At 42.4% G+C, this 18,210-nt stretch carries 13 protein-coding genes; 6 read left to right on the forward strand and 7 right to left on the reverse strand.

The window, feature by feature from the left end:
• The first annotated feature begins 191 nt into the window (after window positions 1-191).
• The 4 genes from FHW88_RS01120 to FHW88_RS01135 all read left to right on the forward strand — a co-directional run bounded on the left by FHW88_RS01120 (window position 192) and on the right by FHW88_RS01135 (window position 5,856).
• A complete protein-coding gene (locus tag FHW88_RS01120; RefSeq protein ID WP_176622475.1) occupies window positions 192-692 on the forward strand; it encodes a biotin/lipoyl-containing protein in 501 nt (166 codons plus the stop codon).
• Between the two features lie 153 nt (window positions 693-845).
• Window positions 846-3,914 carry a SusC/RagA family TonB-linked outer membrane protein gene (locus tag FHW88_RS01125; RefSeq protein ID WP_255485190.1) on the forward strand — a complete coding sequence of 1,023 codons (3,069 nt, stop codon included), beginning with the start codon at window positions 846-848 and terminating at the stop codon, window positions 3,912-3,914.
• 18 nt (window positions 3,915-3,932) lie between these two features.
• Entirely contained in the window at window positions 3,933-5,297 is a 1,365-nt protein-coding gene (locus FHW88_RS01130; RefSeq protein ID WP_176622479.1) for a RagB/SusD family nutrient uptake outer membrane protein, read from the forward strand.
• 172 nt (window positions 5,298-5,469) lie between these two features.
• A complete protein-coding gene (locus FHW88_RS01135; protein WP_176622482.1) occupies window positions 5,470-5,856 on the forward strand; it encodes a nuclear transport factor 2 family protein in 387 nt (128 codons plus the stop codon).
• A 114-nt stretch (window positions 5,857-5,970) separates the two neighbouring features.
• Here the strand turns inward: FHW88_RS01135 and FHW88_RS01140 are convergent, their stop codons facing one another.
• Window positions 5,971-7,629, reverse strand: coding sequence for an SUMF1/EgtB/PvdO family nonheme iron enzyme (locus FHW88_RS01140; RefSeq protein ID WP_090533880.1), 1,659 nt, complete (start codon window positions 7,627-7,629; stop codon window positions 5,971-5,973).
• Between the two features lie 242 nt (window positions 7,630-7,871).
• On the opposite strand from FHW88_RS01140, the gene porV reads away from it, so the two are divergent.
• Together porV and ispF are read left to right on the forward strand one after the other, a co-directional pair.
• On the forward strand, window positions 7,872-9,041 hold the full coding sequence (porV, locus tag FHW88_RS01145) for a type IX secretion system outer membrane channel protein PorV (RefSeq protein ID WP_090533878.1): 1,170 nt from the start codon (window positions 7,872-7,874) through the stop codon (window positions 9,039-9,041).
• Window positions 9,041-9,523, forward strand: coding sequence for a 2-C-methyl-D-erythritol 2,4-cyclodiphosphate synthase (gene ispF / locus FHW88_RS01150; RefSeq protein WP_090533876.1), 483 nt, complete (start codon window positions 9,041-9,043; stop codon window positions 9,521-9,523). Before porV ends, ispF begins: the two co-directional genes overlap by 1 nt.
• Before the next feature lie 139 nt (window positions 9,524-9,662).
• Here ispF and FHW88_RS01155 read toward each other — a convergent pair whose 3' ends face one another.
• From FHW88_RS01155 to FHW88_RS01180, 6 genes are all read right to left on the reverse strand, one after another.
• On the reverse strand, window positions 9,663-13,118 hold the full coding sequence (locus FHW88_RS01155) for a glycosyltransferase (protein ID WP_176622484.1): 3,456 nt from the start codon (window positions 13,116-13,118) through the stop codon (window positions 9,663-9,665).
• 66 nt (window positions 13,119-13,184) lie between these two features.
• On the reverse strand, window positions 13,185-13,364 hold the full coding sequence (locus tag FHW88_RS01160) for a FeoB-associated Cys-rich membrane protein (RefSeq protein WP_243770706.1): 180 nt from the start codon (window positions 13,362-13,364) through the stop codon (window positions 13,185-13,187).
• Window positions 13,365-13,405: 41 nt separating this feature from the next.
• A complete protein-coding gene (locus FHW88_RS01165; protein WP_176622486.1) occupies window positions 13,406-14,599 on the reverse strand; it encodes a hypothetical protein in 1,194 nt (397 codons plus the stop codon).
• A gap of 63 nt (window positions 14,600-14,662) precedes the next feature.
• Window positions 14,663-15,523, reverse strand: coding sequence for a type 1 glutamine amidotransferase (locus FHW88_RS01170; RefSeq protein WP_176622488.1), 861 nt, complete (start codon window positions 15,521-15,523; stop codon window positions 14,663-14,665).
• A 120-nt stretch (window positions 15,524-15,643) separates the two neighbouring features.
• Window positions 15,644-16,741, reverse strand: a complete 1,098-nt coding sequence (locus FHW88_RS01175; protein WP_176622490.1) for a carboxylate-amine ligase — start codon at window positions 16,739-16,741, stop codon at window positions 15,644-15,646.
• Between the two features lie 257 nt (window positions 16,742-16,998).
• A complete protein-coding gene (locus FHW88_RS01180) occupies window positions 16,999-18,177 on the reverse strand; it encodes a RimK family alpha-L-glutamate ligase (RefSeq protein ID WP_176622492.1) in 1,179 nt (392 codons plus the stop codon).
• Between the last annotated feature and the right edge of the window lie 33 nt (window positions 18,178-18,210).

An 18,210-nucleotide genomic window follows, 5' to 3' on the forward strand; every position in this document is an offset into this window, starting at 1 on the left:
GGAATTTACTTATTGCTGCATTGTAAGTGAAATTATATAGTGTTTATTATTGGTTTTATATAAAGCAATTGAATAATTATAAGCCATAAGCTTTTTGCATTTTGCTTTCAGCTTTTATATAATATGTTTAGCTTTATACCAATCCCCTAAACAAATAATAAATAAACCGCTTATCTTCAAATCCAAATCCTATGTATAAATTGAGTATTAATGACCGCTACAGTATTGAAGCTGAAAGAACCGTTGCGGCAGGCTTACTTATTAACGGGGTTAAAAGTGAAGCCGATATTAAACAGTTAAGGCCGGGAACCTATCATGTTATTGAAAACAACCGCTCATACAATGTCGAGATAGTCGATTTTAACGGTGACGAAAAAACTGCTGAAATAAAGGTTAATAATCGTATTTATCATGTTAGCGCTAAAGATCAGTTTGATATATTACTTGATAAGCTTGGATTTAGTGATTTAAACAGTGCCAGGGTTAGCGAAATAAAAGCTCCCATGCCGGGTTTGGTTTTGAAAGTATTTGTAAATAAAGGAGATATCGTAAAAAAAGGTGATAATCTCTTTGTGCTTGAAGCCATGAAAATGGAAAATATTATCAAGTCGCCGGCCGATGTTGTTGTAGAAAAGATATTAATAAAATCAGGAGATAAAGTTGAAAAAGGGCAGATTTTAATGCTGTTTTAACTGATTGTTATTGTTCTAAATATGCGATAATAACATTTTTGCAACAAATGCAACGTAGTTTTAAGGCTTTTGTTGTTTCTACACATTTTTTTTACGAACTTACTTTCTTAATTAACAATATTAACTTTTATGAAGAAACATCTACTAACAGTCATGTTACTGTTTTCTTGTATGGCTATGGTTTTTGCTCAAAACCGGGTTATTACAGGTAAAGTAACAGACCAGAAAGACGGCTCGCCCTTACCGGGAGTAAGCGTAACCGTAAAAGGAGTTGCCGGACTTGGCACCCAAACCGATATCAACGGTAGTTACAAATTAGGTGTGCCGGCCACTGCCAAAGTTTTGGCTTTTAACTTTTTGGGATACAAACTTGCCGAACAATCAATTAATGGTAGCATTGTAGATGTTCAGTTAACAAGTGATTCGAAACAGCTGACGGAAGTTGTAGTAGTGGGTTATGGTACGCAGAAGAAGGCCAATATTACAGGTTCAATATCTTCAGTATCTGCAAAGGAAATTGAAGGCACCCCAACCACTTCTATTGAGCAGGCTATACAGGGTAAAACAGCTGGTGTATATATTCAGTCAGGAAATGGTAAACTTGGGCAAGGGATCCAGGTTAGGGTACGCGGCTCATCTTCAATATCTGCCGGTTCGGAGCCATTATATATTTTGGATGGTATGCCAATTACCACCGATAACTTATCAAGCACCGATGCGCCAACCAATCCGCTGGCGGACATTAACTTCAATGATATCGAATCTGTACAGATTTTAAAAGATGCATCGGCAGCTGCAATTTACGGTGCTCGGGCTTCTAATGGTGTAGTTGTAATTACTACCAAAAAAGGCAAGGCAGGTACTCCTAAAGTTAATTTTTCAGCATCATATGGTAAAAGTACACCGTCAAGGCACCGCGAGTTCCTGAACGCCAAACAATTTGTACAGATAATGGAACGTGCGGGTGAGGGTGCAGCCAAGCAGGACTTTGCTGCCGGGGCTTACGATACACTCGACGACGCACTTGCCGATTATAAATCATATGTTGAAGATAATTTTACCTCCCTTTCGGCTGGTACTGATGATTGGAAAACAGGCAAGATCAATACAAACTGGGAAAGGGCTGCATATCAAAGTGCTCCACAACAGCAATATGATTTAAACATATCTGGAGGTAACGACAAAACTACCTATTATATGGGGGGGCAATATCTTGATCAAACGGGTATATTGATTGGTAACAGCTTTAAAAGGTACTCGGGGCGTTTAAATTTGGATAGCAAGGTAGATAAAAACTTGAGTATCGGTATGAACTTAAGTTTTGCTAATACCATTAATAACAGGGTTTCAAACGATAATGCTTTCAGTACACCTTTGCAATCAGTGGCTTTATCGCCAATAACACCATTAATTGACCCTCGCAGCGGTTTAATAAGCGGTACCCCTCCGGGCGAATCAGAAGATTTTCCATTGTATTATAACCCGCTGATCAGCAAGAACAATGCGTTTTATCAGGCGACAGTTTACCGCACTATTGGTAATGTATATGCCAATTGGGAAATTGTAAAAGGCCTAACCTTCCGGTCGGAATTTGGTATTGATCAATTAAACCAGGCTGAAGATAGTTACTATGGAAGTGCTACTTTCCGTAATACAGGTACTAACAATGGTTTTGGTCAAAATACAACCACACAAGTATTGAACTATAATACCAATAACTATTTTAGTTATAAAACTATTTTTGGTCAGGATCATTCACTGGATTTAACGTTGGGAACAACGTATCAAAAATCCCGTACTGTTGGTAACGATGTACAGGGGCAGGAGTTTGCCTCTGATGCTTATAAAAAACTAACCGCGGCAGCAGTAATTGTTTCAGGTGCATCGTATGATAGCCCGTACAGCTTTTTAGCCTATTTCTTCAGGGCCAATTATGCCTATAAAGGAAAATACCTGTTTTCGGGAAGTATCCGTAGAGATGGATCGTCAAGGTTTGGTGTGAACAATCGGTATGGATTTTATCCATCAGGCTCCGTAGGCTGGATACTAACAGAAGAGGACTTTTTGAAAAACAATAATCTGCTAAGTAATTTAAAAGTTAGGGCAAGTTATGGTTTAACGGGTAACGCCAATATTGGAAATTTTTCGTCATTGGGTTTATTTTCCGCAGCAAATTATAATGGTGTAGGCGGTCAGCGCTTTTCACAAATAGTTAATCCAAACTTAAAGTGGGAAACAACCGCAGCACTTGATTTAGCTGTTGATTTTGGTTTCTTTAACAACAGGTTATCGGGTAGTTTTGATTATTATAAGAAAAACACCCGCGATCTGTTATTAAACGTGAACCTTCCTGGCACGTTAGGCATATCAAGGCAATTGCAAAATCTTGGTAAACTATCTAATAAAGGGTTTGAGTTGGAGTTATCATCAGATAATTTTGTGGGTAAGTTCAAATGGTCAACAAGTTTGAATGCTTCATACCAAAAAAATTTAATTACCGATATAAAAGGCCAGGTTATAACTGATAATAATATCAATTATGTAATGGCCGGTCAGCCGATAGGTATATTCTACATGCCCGAATATGCAGGAGTAGATCCTGCCAATGGAGATGCTTTATATTACAAAAACGCAAAGGGAACCGACGGAAAGCTGGATCGTACTAAAACAAACGATCCTACCCAGGCACAAAATGTTGTAGTAGGCTCGCCAACACCTAAATACTACGGAGGTATTACAAATACATTTGGTTATAACGGAATTGAATTGGCGGTAACCTTCCAGGGTGCATTTGGCTACAAAGTGTATAACAATGGAGGCCAATATATGAGCACAAGTGCAGGCAATGGCTTCGATAACCAAACCATCGACCAATTAAAATACTGGAATAAGCCCGGTGACATAACCGATATACCTGAGCCTCGTTTATTTTATGGAAATGGCATCAGTACTTCAAGCAGGTACCTTTCAGGAGCCAGCTACGTTCGTTGTAAAACAGTAACGTTAGGTTATACATTGCCAAAAGCTGTGGTTAGCAAATTGAGGCTGCAAAAAATAAGGGTATATGCTAGCGCCTATAACCTGTTTTTAATTACCAAGTACAAAGGATGGGATCCTGAAGTAAATTCAGACGAGTTGCCAAGTAATGTTGATCTGAGTAATGACTTTTACTCGGCCCCGCAGCCCCGTACTATAATATTTGGTATTAATATAGGCTTATAATATTAAAAAATTACAAAAATGAAGAAGATAAAGTTTATATATATATCGGCAACAGCATTAGCACTTTTCTTAAGTGCATGTAATAAACAACTTAATATAAAGCCGGTTGAATCTGTTGATCAAAACCAGGCTATTAAAACAGCCAAAGATGTTCAGGGCGTTTTGGTAGGCACTTATAACCGGTTGGGGCAGGTTGACCTGTATGGCGGCCGTATATTTATGGAGCCCGATTTGTTAGCTGCACAGGCTGAAATTACCTGGACTGGCACTTATACAGGTTTAACGCAAATTACTGTACAGGCTATAACGAGAGATAATAGTTTTGTTGAAAACACATGGTTGGATGCCTACCAGGTAATAAATCAGGCCAATACTGTGCTTGCCAATTTAGATAAAGCTGATAACGCGGATGATAAAGCAAGATGGGAGGGGGAAGCTAAATTTATAAGGGGGTTGATGTATTTTGACTTAGCCCGCTTGTTTGGAAAGCCATGGAATGATGGCGATCCGTCAACTAACTTAGCAGCCGCTATCGTATCAAGTCCAACTACTTCTGCTGATAGCGAAGGGGCTAAAGTTGGCCGGTCTACAGTAAAGCAGGTTTATGATCAGGCTATCAACGATTTGACGGCTGCCAAAAGCAAGCTGCCGGAGGATAATGATTTCTATGCCAATAAATATTCCGCCTCGGCAATCCTTGCAAGGCTTTATCTGCAAAAAGGCGATTATACCAATGCCTTAAAGGAGGCTAATACTGTTATTACATCCGGCGCGTTTTCTCTTGTGCCTGATTACACCAAGGAGTTTTTACTGTCAAGCAAACCATCGCATCAGGAAAATACTACTGAAGATATCTTTGCTATACAGGTTACTCAACAGCAAGGTATAAATAGCTTGAATGAATTTTATGCCTCATCTGCAAACGGAGGGCGCGGAGATATTAAAATAACAGATGATTTTTTGGCAGAATTTGAAGCCAACGACGTAAGAGGCCAGTTTTATACTGTTACATCGGTTAACAGAACTAAAAAGTTCGATAATCAATATGGAAACGTACATGTCGTGCGCCTTGCAGAGATGTATCTTATCCGTGCTGAAGCTAACCTCCGTGGTGGAACATCCACAGGTGCAACGCCGGCAAGTGACGTTAACACCATCAGGCAGAGGGCTGGCCTTGACCCTTTAGTAACTGTAAATCTTGCTACAATATTAGCAGAACGCAGGCATGAGTTATGTTTTGAAGGAGGGTTTTTTCTGCATGATGCGAAAAGGCTAAAACAAAGTGCAGGCGGGCTTCCTTACAATTCACCGAGACTGGTGTATCCAATCCCTCAACGCGAAATTTTGGCTAATTCAAAGTTGGTGCAAAATGAAGGTTATTAATTGTCAATAGCTTTAATAATATGGATCCCGGATAACAGTATTGTTTTCCGGGATTTTTATTTAGGATATAGATCCTATTTTTACCCGAGTGATGGCTATCCGTTATCTAAATGCGATTAGATTATTATTGATGTATCAATCGATAAATAAAATAACCTAAATTATACAAACCATGAACGATCAACAAATACTTGCCGCCCTGAATGCCCACTGGCAAGCCTCGGCAGCCGGGGACATAAACGCAGAGCATGACATTTACGATGACGATGTTATCTGTGATTATCCCCAGTCGGGCGAACGAATTTTTGGGCGCATTAATTTGCTGGCCTTGCGCGGGCATCATCCCGGTAAACCATCTGGTTTCCGTGTCAGGAGGATTCTGGGAAAAGGCGATACCTGGGTCACGGAATATACTATTAACTATCAGGAGCAGCTGGCTTACACAGTAAGCATTATGGAGTTTCGTGAGGATAAGGTAATACATGAAACACAGTATTTCACGGATCCCTTCGAAGCTCCGGCCTGGCGAAGCCAATGGGTTGAGCCGATTGACGGATAACGCATTGTTGAAGCGAGATCTACTAATTGGTGATAATGTATTTTGTTGGTTACTTTAAAACAAATAAGGCCTCTCATTACTGAAAGGCCTCATTTCAAATATCTGTTATAAAAATTATCTTGTTTTAAACGGTTTAGCTTTTTTAACCGGGTAATGTGGTTTGCCATTAGGGTTAATTTCGGGAGCGCCAACTAAGGTCATTGCACAGCGGAAACCAACTTCGGCACTTGCCTCGTCCTGATCCATAAAACGACGGGTAGCAGGGTTTAGCCAAAACGCCATGTCGTTCCATGATCCACCTTTGTAAACTTTAGAGTGATCATTAACCAGGGTGGTTGTTCCGTAAAGAGCTTTATTAACTTCGTCTTTTTCACCTCTCGCATCCGGGTTGTAAGCTTTCCCCGAGTTTTTAGGCAGCAATGAATCAACCGGCAATGACCCTGTTTGAGGAGTTGCAAGCGGCGCGTTTGGATTGGCGCTTTGCGCGACTGTATTCTGTTGCTGTAAAGCTAAAAGTTCGCTGTATTTTAGTTTCTTATTGGCATGTGCGGGATCTTTGATCGGCTTGCCATATTTATCTTTTGCATAAAGTCCTTTGCTTGGATCTGCAAGGCGTTTGTTTGAAAACTCATTACCGCGGAAAGGGTTAAAATCTTCAAACTCCTCAAATGATGTTTGGCGGTAGGTATCAGCAACCCATTCGTTAACATTACCCGCCATGTTATATAAGCCAAAATCATTAGGTGCATATGAACGTACAGGGGCGGTAATGTCTGCCTTATCGTTCAGGTAACCGCCAACACCGGCGTTATCACCGTTGCCGCGTTTAAAGTTTGCCATGATCAGGCCGCGTGTTTTCTTTTTTGCCGAACGTACACCCATACCGTTCCATGTATATATTTTGCCATCATCGATGTTTTCAAACTGGGTGTTTCCTGCAAGGGCCAATGCTGCATATTCCCATTCGGCTTCTGATGGTAAGCGATATGCTTGCTTAAGGATCCCGTCTTCCATACGTACAGGCCTAACGGCTTTGCCGCCTTTTCCTGTACCTGCCTGGGCATTAGGGCTCAGGTTAGGCATCATTTTTTTACCATCGATGCCTGCTCCGGTCATCTGGCCGTTGAGGTAAATATCAGTATTAAAAGGTTGTCCGTTCGCTGCAATGCCGGCATCACCGCCGCCACCTTTTTTGCCCATATCTTTCCATGCTACCATTTTTCCGGTTTCGCGTAAAATGTTTTCATTGGTACGGTCGGTGCGCCATGAGCAATAATCCTGTGCCTGGTCCCAGGTTACGCCTACAACAGGATAATCCTGAAAAGCAGGGTGACGCAGGTAGTTATCTACGTATGGTTCATTATAAGATAAGGGATGACGCCAAACCAATGTATCAGGCACCGCATTGTAATATAACTCGCGATCCTGCGGGAAAGTAATGTTTATCCAATGCAGGTAATCAAGCCAATCCTGATTTGATACCTCGGTTTCGTCCATGTAAAAAGAGGGTACAGTAACCCTGCGGCGTACATTATTATAATCGTAAGTTATGTCCTGATCGGCGCTGCCTCCCATAACAAAAGTACCACCCTCAATAGGCACCAATCCGGGTCCTGGCGATGGATGGCTTTGCCTGAAACGCTCATAACCGCCGTTGTTTTTATCGTTATAAGTTATACCCGTTTTTTGCGATTGCTCACGTTTACTGCAGCTACTCATCACGGCACCTAAAGCCAACAATCCCAGAGCAGTTTTAGTAAAAAGTATTTTCATATTTTTACAGTTATATTAAGTGGTAAATTTATAAAAAAATGGATACAGTGCTTATGCTAATGAACCATTATTTAGAAATAAATACTACAATTATCAGGGGTTTTAACGAAAAATTAATGAAATTAGTTGCGTTGATTTAAATTTTTGATTTAACTTTCAGCAAAAGTGCGGACTTGAAAATGTGAAGCAAGTCATGGTCCCATAGTTATAAAATACAAATTGTTAAAACCTAACTCCTACAAATGAAGTTTTTTACATTTCGAGGCCTTGCTATTATTACACCATTTTTGTTGCCACTTGCTGCGGCTGCGCAAACAAATCCTAACGGAAGTAATATCAATGCAATTCCCACCGAAGTCCCGTTTTTAAATATTTCACCTGATTCGCGTTCGGGGGCTATGGGGGATGCGGGCGTGGCTTTGTCGCCGGATGTAAATGCGAATTTTTGGAATCCGTCAAAGCTTGCATTTTTAGAAAGTAATGATGCGTTATCTGTATCATATAGCCCCTGGTTAAGGCATCTTGTGCCTGATATCAGCTTATCATACCTGAGCTATGCCCATAAAATTGATGAGCGGAATACAATAGGTGCTTCGCTCCGCTATTTTAATTATGGTTCCATTCAGCTTACCGACGATAATACAAACGACCAGGGTACTTACACGCCAAACGAGTATTCGTTAGATGTTTCATTTGCCCGCAAGTTTGGCGATAATTTTTCACTGGGGCTGACTGCCCGGTATATTCATTCCAATATATCAAGTATTTCGTTTGCCACCGGCTCAAGCCAGGCGGCAAAAGCCGGCAATGCTTTTGCCGCAGATGTTTCACTATACTACACGGCGCCTTATGGTGACGGCAACACTTTTGCTTTTGGAACACACATTTCAAATATTGGTACAAAAATCAGCTACAGCGATGTGGGCAACAAGTATTTTTTGCCGGCCAATTTGAAATTAGGGGTGGCTAACACCTGGCAGTTAGATGATGTTAATGAGTTTACAGCAACCTTTGACATCAACAAACTGCTGGTACCAACCCCGCCCCTGCGCGACAAAGATGGTAAGATCATTAAAGGCAAGGATGATAATGTATCGGTGCCGGCGGGTCTTTTTCAGTCGTTTGGCGATGCACCGGGTGGTTTCAGTGAAGAGTTGAAAGAGATCAGCTTTTCGCCGGGTGTTGAATATTGGTACAACAAACAGTTTGCTGTACGGGCAGGCTATTTTTATGAAAACCCCAACAAAGGCGACAGGCATTATGTTACCATGGGTATTGGGTTTAAGTACAGTGTTTTTGATTTTGATTTTTCGTACCTGGCAGCCAGCCAGCAAAATAGTGCCCTGGCCAATACTTTGCGCTTCACCTTGTCGGCAAATTTTGGCGGTACAACAAATGCTTCTAAAAGATAATGGGTAAAATTAAGGTAGGTTTTGGGTTTGATGTACACCAGTTAAAGGAAAATCACCCATTTGTTTTAGGCGGGGTTAAACTTGAGCACCATGCCGGTGCTTATGGCCACTCAGATGCCGATGTATTGTTACACGCAATTTGTGATGCCCTGCTGGGTGCAGCAAACCTGCGCGATATAGGTTTTCACTTTTCAAATAAAGACGACCGTTGGAAAGGCATCAGCAGCCTGGTCCTTTTGCAGCATGTAGTTGCCCTGATCAAAGAAAAAGGGTTTGTTATTGGCAATATCGATGCCATGGTATGTCTTGAGGCTCCGAAGATCAACCCGCATATCCCGGCAATGAAAACCTACATAGCCGAAGCTGCGGCTATTAGCGAAGAAGATATTTCCATTAAAGCTACTACCAACGAGCAAATGGGTTTTATCGGTAGGGAGGAGGGCGTTGTGGCTTATGCGGTTTGTTTGATTGAAAGGGAGTAAGGAAGCAATCTGTAGTTACAAACTAAGGGCATAGTCGTCCGAAGTCTCCGACTTCGGACAGCGGAATTGAAAAGAAAATGCTATTCGAAGTCTCTGACGTCGAATCTGTTGTAGTTTGTAACTACAGGCTCTTTTAATTCTAACTATAATGTTTATACAACAAATACACAATTGCCGCAACTATCGCCACGCCAATTATCATATATATCGGCTGCGCTTTTTTGCTTCCCGAACCATCAACTTTCACATTACCCGTACGCTTAAGCACTCCCCATCCGCTCAATTCGCCTTTCAATGCTTTTCGTAGCGATTTAAACAGCACGTAATACATTAACTGCCGCCACATAAAACGCTGCGGAATGATATAGATGAGTTTCTTGTAGTCTTCCTTTTCCATCCGGAAAGCGATGATACCTACTATAAAATCAACCACCACAAATGCTACGTAATAAAGCAGCATCTTTTCGGGTTTTTCACCGAACAGGGCGAATAGCATCATCAAATCTGCCAGAGGGGAAAACAGCGGCAATATGATCTGGAAGATAAGGATGTTTGGCATCCCCACCATCCCGAAGAACTTGTACTTTTTGTTAAACAGCGCGTCGCGGTTTTTCCAGAAACTTTGCATCACACCAAAACTCCAACGAAAACGCTGTTTAAGCAACATGTTTATCGTCTCCGGCGCTTCGGTATAAGCAATGGCTTCGGCGCAGTTACGCACTACGTAGCCTTGTTTCAGGATACGCATGGTAAGATCACAATCCTCGGCAAGAGTATCATAGGTGAACCCGCCTGCACGGAAAATAGCCGATTTACGGAACGCACCAATAGCCCCCGGTACAACCGTAATACTATTGATGAGATCAAACGCGCGGCGGTCCATATTTTGCGCAGTAATATACTCTATCGACTGCCAGCGGGTGATGATATTGGTTTCGTTGCCAACTTTAACCGTTCCGGCCACAGCACCTATTTCCTCATCGGTAAAGTAGGTCATGAGCTGATAAACAGCATCAGTTTTGAGTTGGGTATCAGCATCAATACAAACCACAAAATCATTTTGGGCATGGGTGATACCAAAGTTTAATGCTGATGCCTTACCTCCGTTTGGTTTGGTTAGGATCTTGATGAGCGGATTACCTTTATAGGCGGATTCTACAACCTCAAATGTTTTATCTTTTGATCCGTCATCAACAAAAATGATCTCGAACGATGGATAATCGGTTTTAAGCAAGCTTTGTATTGTTGCTACTGCGTTAACTTCCTCGTTGTAAGCAGGAACAATGATGCTCACCGCAGGCATCACATCGGTATTGCGATCAAGCTTTTTGGATTTTTTATCCACGCTTCGCTGCCTTACAGCCAAAATGCCAATAAGCACAATGCGGCCAATAGCCAGGAATATAGCCGACAGGAATATATAGATCAGCGCCCAGTTTATATAGTAATAACCATGAATAAAAACATCATAGGCGGGCCCGAAAATGCCTGTGCTTGGATCTGGTTTAATCGGCGGCATCAGATCATCCTTAGTTTTGCCCAGTACATCGGCAATGGTGGTAAACTGGTATCCTTGCGATTTAAAGTAATGAATGATTGCAGGAAGGGCTTTAACGGTCTCTTCACGGGTATCACCTCCTGCATCATGCAGTAATATCATCGATCCGTTATCTTTTTGCCTTATGGTGCGGGCAATAATACTATCGGCAGTTACGCCGGGCTGCCAATCCCAGGGATCGATAGATTCGCCGATGGTGATATAACTTTGACGACGGCTTTCTGCAACCGGAATAACCTCGGCAAGGGTTTGCGGCTCGGCATCGGCATTAAATGGCGGGCGGAACAGGATAGTGCTTCGGCCGGTTACCGATTCAATAAGTTTACGCGTGGAGTTAAGCTCCAGGATCACCCTTTTTAAGCTGATGGTTGAAATATCGGGGTGGAAAAACGTGTGATTGCCTATTTCATAGCCTTCTTCGTATTCGCGCCGCAGCAACTGTATGTTTTTTTCGGCCATGGAACCCACAACAAAGAATGCTGCCGGTACCTTTTCGGCTTTAAGGATATCTAAAATACGTGGGGTAAAATCGGGGTCGGGGCCATCATCAAAAGTTAAAACTACTTTCTTAGGAGCATAACCATACCTGCGGATCACATATTTAGTGGGAAGTTTTATATAATGCTGATCGAGAATGGTAAACGTAGAGGTATCCATTTTTACATTAATTACCCCGGTGGTAGGCGTGGTAATGAGGTCAAGCACCTCGCCATCACCATCGTAGTCAACATTTACACGGTTGTTTAACCCTACAGATGTAAGTTTCCGCATATCCACACCTGTTTTTTTCAATGAGTCTATCGACAGGTTTTTCTGGAAAAATGTCCACAAACGCGGATCTTCGGCACCTAAACGCCATAAAGCCACGCCGCCGGTGGCCCAGTCGTCGGCCATGCGGATTACATTAAAGTTTGTTGCCGCGTCTGTAAAGTAAATGGTATGGTCAAGGCTGTCCTTGTCCATGTAAGTAAAGTGCAGGTTGGCCGAATTAGGATCAAACGTGATTTTGCTTTTTTGCTCTTCGGCGGTACTGATAGCCTGCTGATAACCGATAGTTTTACCTACACTGCCTTCGGGCCAGTCATAGGCGCCGCCTGCGAATGTTAAAATTATTTTTTCTGACGGAACTTTCGAACATACATCATCGAGGATTTGCTCAACCCAGCGCTGATTTGAAAGATCGCCGGCATTAGTTGCTTCATAATGTTCATCAATAGCCATGATGAACAGGAAATCGTTTACATGCTGGAGCTTTGTGATATCAAAGCTTTCATCCTCCGGCACTACGTTTTGAGTAACCAGGAAACCTTTGGTATGCAAGGTTGTGTAGAGCTCATTTTGAAAGGCTATGTAATTTTTACTGTTGCGGTCCCTTAGCTCATCAAAATCAACATTGACTCCCTTCAACTTGTTTTTGGTGAGCGAGTTAGCTATGCTGTTAATAAAATTACTACGAAGTGTTTTATTGTTAACAATACGGTCTACATCTTTAGTATCATAGCCGCCATGTGTGTTGTTGTAGTTTACGTAGTTTGACAGTGATACAATAATCGGCTTGTTGTATTTTTTATTGAGGTTCATCAGCCCGGTATCGAGCTTGGTTACAACGGTATCAGTTTTAGGTAATATAGAAAAGCCTTCGCTCACTACCATATCCAGGTGGCCAATATTCACCACCAGCGAGTTATAAGCCTGGGGTTCCCACGCACGATAAAAAGCGGCGTTTATACGGTCTTTATTGTTAGGTTGTTTAAGCTGGTGTAATTTTTTTGCCCTCTCAAGTGCTTCTATTTCAGATTTTTGAATTTTGAACGATTTGAACTTCGTTGACTTTTTTAATTGCTCGAGTTCCTCCCTGGTCATTTTTTTGGGAGCAGGGTTAAGGTTGGGAAGCTCGGGGTAATAGGTTGAGCGGATAGTAACAATAACGGCTATTATACCAATAATCAATGCAGCCAGTAGTACACGGCTCAACCATTTAAAACGGTTCCACCTACCGGGATTATCAGCCTGAAAAACTTGCTTGCTTGATGACATTAAGAAAAATTACTTTATTAAAAGTATGGGTTACTTATGAAGATTGTATGAAATAAGAATTGGGCATTATTTGGTGGTTTTTCCGGGTTCGATACCTGAAAAATCAACACCGCATTTGCAATTGCCGCCGCAGCTTTTTTTAGTAGTAAGCGCCCTGTACATCATACGGCCAATGTAAAAAACAGCGCCTGCAAAAAGTATCGCGATAATGATGATCTGCATATTCATAAAGACAAAATTAAGCATTATTTAATATATACGTACAGACAGGGTAATTAGTACAAAGTTTAACGGGGCATAAAAGCAACCGTGCCGCCAACCCAGTTGTAATCTTTATTATAACGTACGCCTATCATTTTTCCACGGCTTAACCGCGCAAGGTTTATGGCAAGTGTGGGTTTTTTATCCCCATCGGGCCAGAGATAAAGCAACCTGATCTCGGCCTTTACGCCGCCTTCCGGCGATTGTACAACAGGTTCGTAATTTACCTTTTCCTGTAAAATCCAGTTTTCAGGATCTGTAATAGTTGTTATGTCTTCCTTACTAATATCGATAATTACACCCTGACCCGCAAAGGAGAACAACGGTTTAAGCACATAGTTTTCCAAATTGGCAGGGATTTGTTCTAACTGGTGCAAAAACTGAGTTTTGGGAATGTAATTGCCTGTTAAAAAAGGCATGGTGAATTTACTGACCCGATAAAACCAGTTGGGATGAGTGATCCATTCAACCTCAAGGGGCTGCCTGATATCGGCCACTTTGGTAAAAATATCCGGATCACCGGCTATTTCATCAAAAATAAGACGATTGTAGATACGCTTAATTGGTTTCTTTTGATCGCCTGCCATGTAATAAAGCTTTTTGCCATCCTGGATCAGATCGCTCAACGATACCACCGGCGTACCAATGTATTTTTGTGTGAGATAAAAATCAACTGCTGTTTTTTGCTCCGGGGCGTTTACGTCCATTAATACAACTTCATCGGGCTGGTAAGGGCCAAGAATAGTTTTTTTGAGCAGATCGAGGTAACTGTCCTCCTTCAGTCCCCCAAAAAAGATGGTTTCATCCGCGGGGATATCATAAACCTCCTGATAAGTATCTCCCAGATGCACCTGGAAACTGTAAAGTGAAGGAAATCCCTGCAATTCAATAAGTTTTGGCACTATATTACCCTGCTCATCTTTACAGATCCCAAAATCAAGTGCGATAAAATGAGGATGATCATTTTCATTGGATACCCGCCAAAAATCAGGTATGGCCCGCTCTGTAAGTTCTTTGAAATTGGGCTTGAGGATAGTATCAACAATATCATTGCCGGCGGAGATAAGCTTATCACGGAAATCAGCAGTTAAAAAAACGGGGGGTTCCGCAACACGGAAAGGAACGGGTTCTTTTAAGTCACTATTGAGTTTGTCAAGAAACTGGCTGTACTTTTCTGTGCTAAACTTTTCGTTGAATACTTTTCTGATTGATGGATTCATGATTAGCCCCTCTAAATCTCCCTTTCATGGGAGATTTTCTTATTATGATTTATAATAAACTATTTATTCTTCTTTAACCTCTAAGAGCCCGCTACTTTTAGTGGAGGGTTGGGTGGGGCTAACCGCCATATCCAAAAAATTAGGGATCAGTGTACGCTGAGTATACGTTATTTTATCCGGATCGTCGAGGCGTTCCAGCATCTCATGGTATTTAACCTCGCCATGTTCGCTGATGACTTCGTCCTTTTTTTCTTCGCGAAGCAGCATCCCCTTCATTCCTCCGGCATCGGCCTCGGGGTGAAATTGTGTGGCAAAGAAGTAATCGTTATATCTGATCGCCATCATCGCCCTTGGCAAATCAACATGCGGCCGTTCTTTTTCTATCGCAACCAGTTGCATGCCCAGCTCTTTAAAGCGTTTTTCATCAGGGTTGATCACCTGCCAGCTGCGCGAATCAACAGCGTAAAATGGTTCGGCTAAACCTTCAAATAATGGCTCATTTAACCCAAGCCCGGTTTTATTTACCGGCAGTACGCCAAACGACGGCGAACGCCGCATATTGATATCGCCCAGCTTGTAATGGCGGCACATTAACTGAAACGAGTGGCACACAAAGAACACATGTTTTTTGTTGCTGTTGTTGGACAGGTTATGATCTTCCAGTTTATTAACCAGGTTAAAGTATTTCTTTTCCCACTCGGTACCTTCAGTTTCTAACGGGTTACCCGGGCCTCCACTTGAAATATAGATATCAAAACTGGTGCCCGGCATTTCGCATTTACGGCGTACATCAAAGATCTGGTAACTTAAATTCAAGTTGTGTTCAGCCCTGTAACGTTTTAAAATGTCCTGGAAACCGCGCATCCCCTCGTTCGCTATCCCATCATACAAGTCAAGTATGGCTACTTTTATTTCCGGTTTCATAAGCCCCTCTAAATCTCCCCCGGTAGGGGAGACTTTTTTGTTTTAGTGTTAAAATAATTTACCTTTTATATATCCCAAACTGTTTTAAGCCCTCCCTTCCGGGGAGGGTTTGAGTGGGCCTTACAACCCCTTCAATGTTTGTGAGGTGATATAATCCACCACGTCGGCAAAGTTATTGTTTTGCTGATAAATAGCCAGCTGCCTGTCGGCTCCGGTGCCATGCTCCAGGATATTGTGTACATATTGCAGGTCATCGCGTGAGCCAAGCTCATCAACTACATCGTCTACAAAATCAAGTAGTTCCAATATTAACGATCGGGTATTTACCTCCATTTCCTTACCAAAATCAATCATTTTACCGTCGATACCGTAACGGGCGGCGCGCCATTTATTTTCATTAATAAGCGCCCGCGAATAATTAATGAACTTCATGTTTTGCGCCCTGAGCTTGTACAACTTGGCACATAAAGCCTGGAATAAAGCGGTAAACGCAATGGTTTCATCAACCAGCATAGGGCAGTCGCAAATGCGGAACTCAATAGTCTCAAAGAAAGGATGTACCCGGATATCCCACCAGATTTTTTTGGCGTTATCAATGCAATTGGTTTTTACCAGCAGTTTAATGTAGCGGTCGTACTCCTCAATGCTGCTGAAATAATCGGGGATGCCGGTACGAGGAAACTTATCAAAAACCTTGGTACGGAATGATTTGAAGCCCGTGTTTCGCCCCTCCCAAAACGGCGAATTGGTTGAAAGGGCATACACATGCGGTAAAAAATAGCGTACCTGGTTGGCAATATGAATAGCCATATCGCGCGACTGGATGCCAACATGCACATGTAAACCAAAAATGAGGTTGGAGCGGGCCGCCTCCTGCATCTCATCCACAATTTCAAAATACCTGGGGTTATCGGTAATTAATTGATGCTGCCAGTGCGAAAACGGGTGTGTACCCGCGGCGCCAATCCGCAGACCAATATCACCCGCCAGTTGCGCTACCGTGGTACGAAGCTTACTTACCTCTTTGCGGGCTTCCTGGGTATTGCGGCAAATATGGGTACCCACCTCAACCACAGCCTGGTGCATTTCGGCTTTTACCTGGTCTTCATGGATCTTTTGGGCGGCATCCACAATTCTTTGCTCATGCGATTTGAGTTCCCGTGATACGGGATCAATCACCATAAATTCTTCTTCAACACCTAAGGTAAATTCGTTCATTATTGGTTAGGGTTAGTATTAAAAAACGTCATACTGAGTGTTTAAATCAGGCAGACTCAGAAAAAAGGAAGCCTGTGAGTCTGAGCCTGTCGAAGACTCGCGCGTGGAGGCCCTGCCTGCCATACTTCGACAAGCTCAGTATGACACCCTTTTAATTATGTCATGCTGAACTTGTTTCAGCACCCCAATGCAGTTATAGACTTTGCAAGTTTAACTTAGCAGGTGAGGTGCCGAAACAAGTTCGGCATGACTTAATATTATTTTTTAGCTGCCTTTTTAGGCTTAGGCGCTGCTTTTTCTTTTACGGCAGCGGCTTTCACAACCGGTTCTTTTACAGCGGCTGCTTTTGATACCGGCTCTTTTGTAACAGCGACTTTTGCAACCGGTGCTTTAGCTTTCTTTACTTTTCCTTCTGCTTCAATAGCATGGTCAACTTTAGCTACCGAAACCTCAGCTTTAACCGGGGCTTTTTTAACGGCCGGCACCAGAGGTGTTTTCGATGCTGCTGTTTTTACAAATTCGCCCCAGGTAAGGTTGTCCAGGCCGTCTTTTTGTTTTTTTGCGCGTTCAATGGCATAATCGGCGGCGGTTTCAACCACCCAGTCAAAGTTTTCCTGGCCAACGCTGGTAACTTCGGCATCGGGGGCGGGGTTACAAAAATCAATTGCGTATGGGATGCCGTCGCGTAGAGCAAACTCCACTGTATTAAAATCGTAACCTAAATATTGGTTTAGTTTTATCACATAATCTTTAATGGTGTCCAATAGCTTTTTAGATGCAGGTGCTTTACCATGCTCATAGCGCAGGTGGTGCGGGTTACGCGGCTCATACTGCATAATGCGCACATGCTTGCCGCCAATGCAATAGCAGCGAAAGTAATCGTCAAAAATAACCTCTTCCTGCAGCATCATTACATACTGTTTGGTTTTATCGTATTTGCTGAAAAAATCTTTCTCATTTTCCAGCTTATAAACTTCTTTCCAACCGCCGCCGTCAAAAGGTTTCATATAGGCAGGGAAACCTACATAGTTGAAAATGCCATTCCAATCAAGCGGGTAAGCCAGGTTACGGAATGATTTGCTGGTGGTATCATCCGGCAATTCTTTTGATGGCAGAATTACGGTTTTAGGTACAGGCACTCCAATTTTTACCGCAAGTGCGTTGTTAAAAAACTTTTCGTCGGCACTCCACCAAAAAGGGTTGTTGATTACCGCTGTACCGCAAATAGCCGCGTTTTTTAGGGCCGCGCGATAGTAAGGCACATCCTGCGAAATGCGATCGATGATCACGGCATAGTCAAGCGGTTCGGCCTGCATTACCTTATCGAGCCGCACAAACTCGGCACTGATGCCTTTTTCTGCTTTTTGGTTCACGCGGTCAACAAATGCCTGCGGAAACGAATCTTCCTGTCCGAATAAGATACCGATTTTTTTCATGGTAGTAGGTGTTTTTATGTTTGTTTTTCTTTG

Origin of the sequence: Mucilaginibacter sp. SG538B (assembly GCF_013376065.1) — a bacterium.
In the GTDB taxonomy this organism is placed as follows: Bacteria; Bacteroidota; Bacteroidia; order Sphingobacteriales; family Sphingobacteriaceae; genus Mucilaginibacter; species Mucilaginibacter rubeus.

Excerpts from the sequence above, each read along its gene's own strand:
- FHW88_RS01120 (WP_176622475.1), top strand. The coding sequence starts at position 192 with ATGTATAAATTGAGTATTAATGACCGCTACAGTATTGAAGCTGAAAGA.
- FHW88_RS01125 (WP_255485190.1), top strand. The coding sequence starts at position 846 with ATGTTACTGTTTTCTTGTATGGCTATGGTTTTTGCTCAAAACCGGGTT.
- FHW88_RS01130 (WP_176622479.1), top strand. The coding sequence starts at position 3,933 with ATGAAGAAGATAAAGTTTATATATATATCGGCAACAGCATTAGCACTT.
- FHW88_RS01135 (WP_176622482.1), top strand. The coding sequence starts at position 5,470 with ATGAACGATCAACAAATACTTGCCGCCCTGAATGCCCACTGGCAAGCC.
- FHW88_RS01140 (WP_090533880.1), bottom strand. The coding sequence starts at position 7,629 with ATGAAAATACTTTTTACTAAAACTGCTCTGGGATTGTTGGCTTTAGGT.
- porV (WP_090533878.1), top strand. The coding sequence starts at position 7,872 with ATGAAGTTTTTTACATTTCGAGGCCTTGCTATTATTACACCATTTTTG.
- ispF (WP_090533876.1), top strand. The coding sequence starts at position 9,041 with ATGGGTAAAATTAAGGTAGGTTTTGGGTTTGATGTACACCAGTTAAAG.
- FHW88_RS01155 (WP_176622484.1), bottom strand. The coding sequence starts at position 13,118 with ATGTCATCAAGCAAGCAAGTTTTTCAGGCTGATAATCCCGGTAGGTGG.
- FHW88_RS01160 (WP_243770706.1), bottom strand. The coding sequence starts at position 13,364 with ATGCTTAATTTTGTCTTTATGAATATGCAGATCATCATTATCGCGATA.
- FHW88_RS01165 (WP_176622486.1), bottom strand. The coding sequence starts at position 14,599 with ATGAATCCATCAATCAGAAAAGTATTCAACGAAAAGTTTAGCACAGAA.
- FHW88_RS01170 (WP_176622488.1), bottom strand. The coding sequence starts at position 15,523 with ATGAAACCGGAAATAAAAGTAGCCATACTTGACTTGTATGATGGGATA.
- FHW88_RS01175 (WP_176622490.1), bottom strand. The coding sequence starts at position 16,741 with ATGAACGAATTTACCTTAGGTGTTGAAGAAGAATTTATGGTGATTGAT.
- FHW88_RS01180 (WP_176622492.1), bottom strand. The coding sequence starts at position 18,177 with ATGAAAAAAATCGGTATCTTATTCGGACAGGAAGATTCGTTTCCGCAG.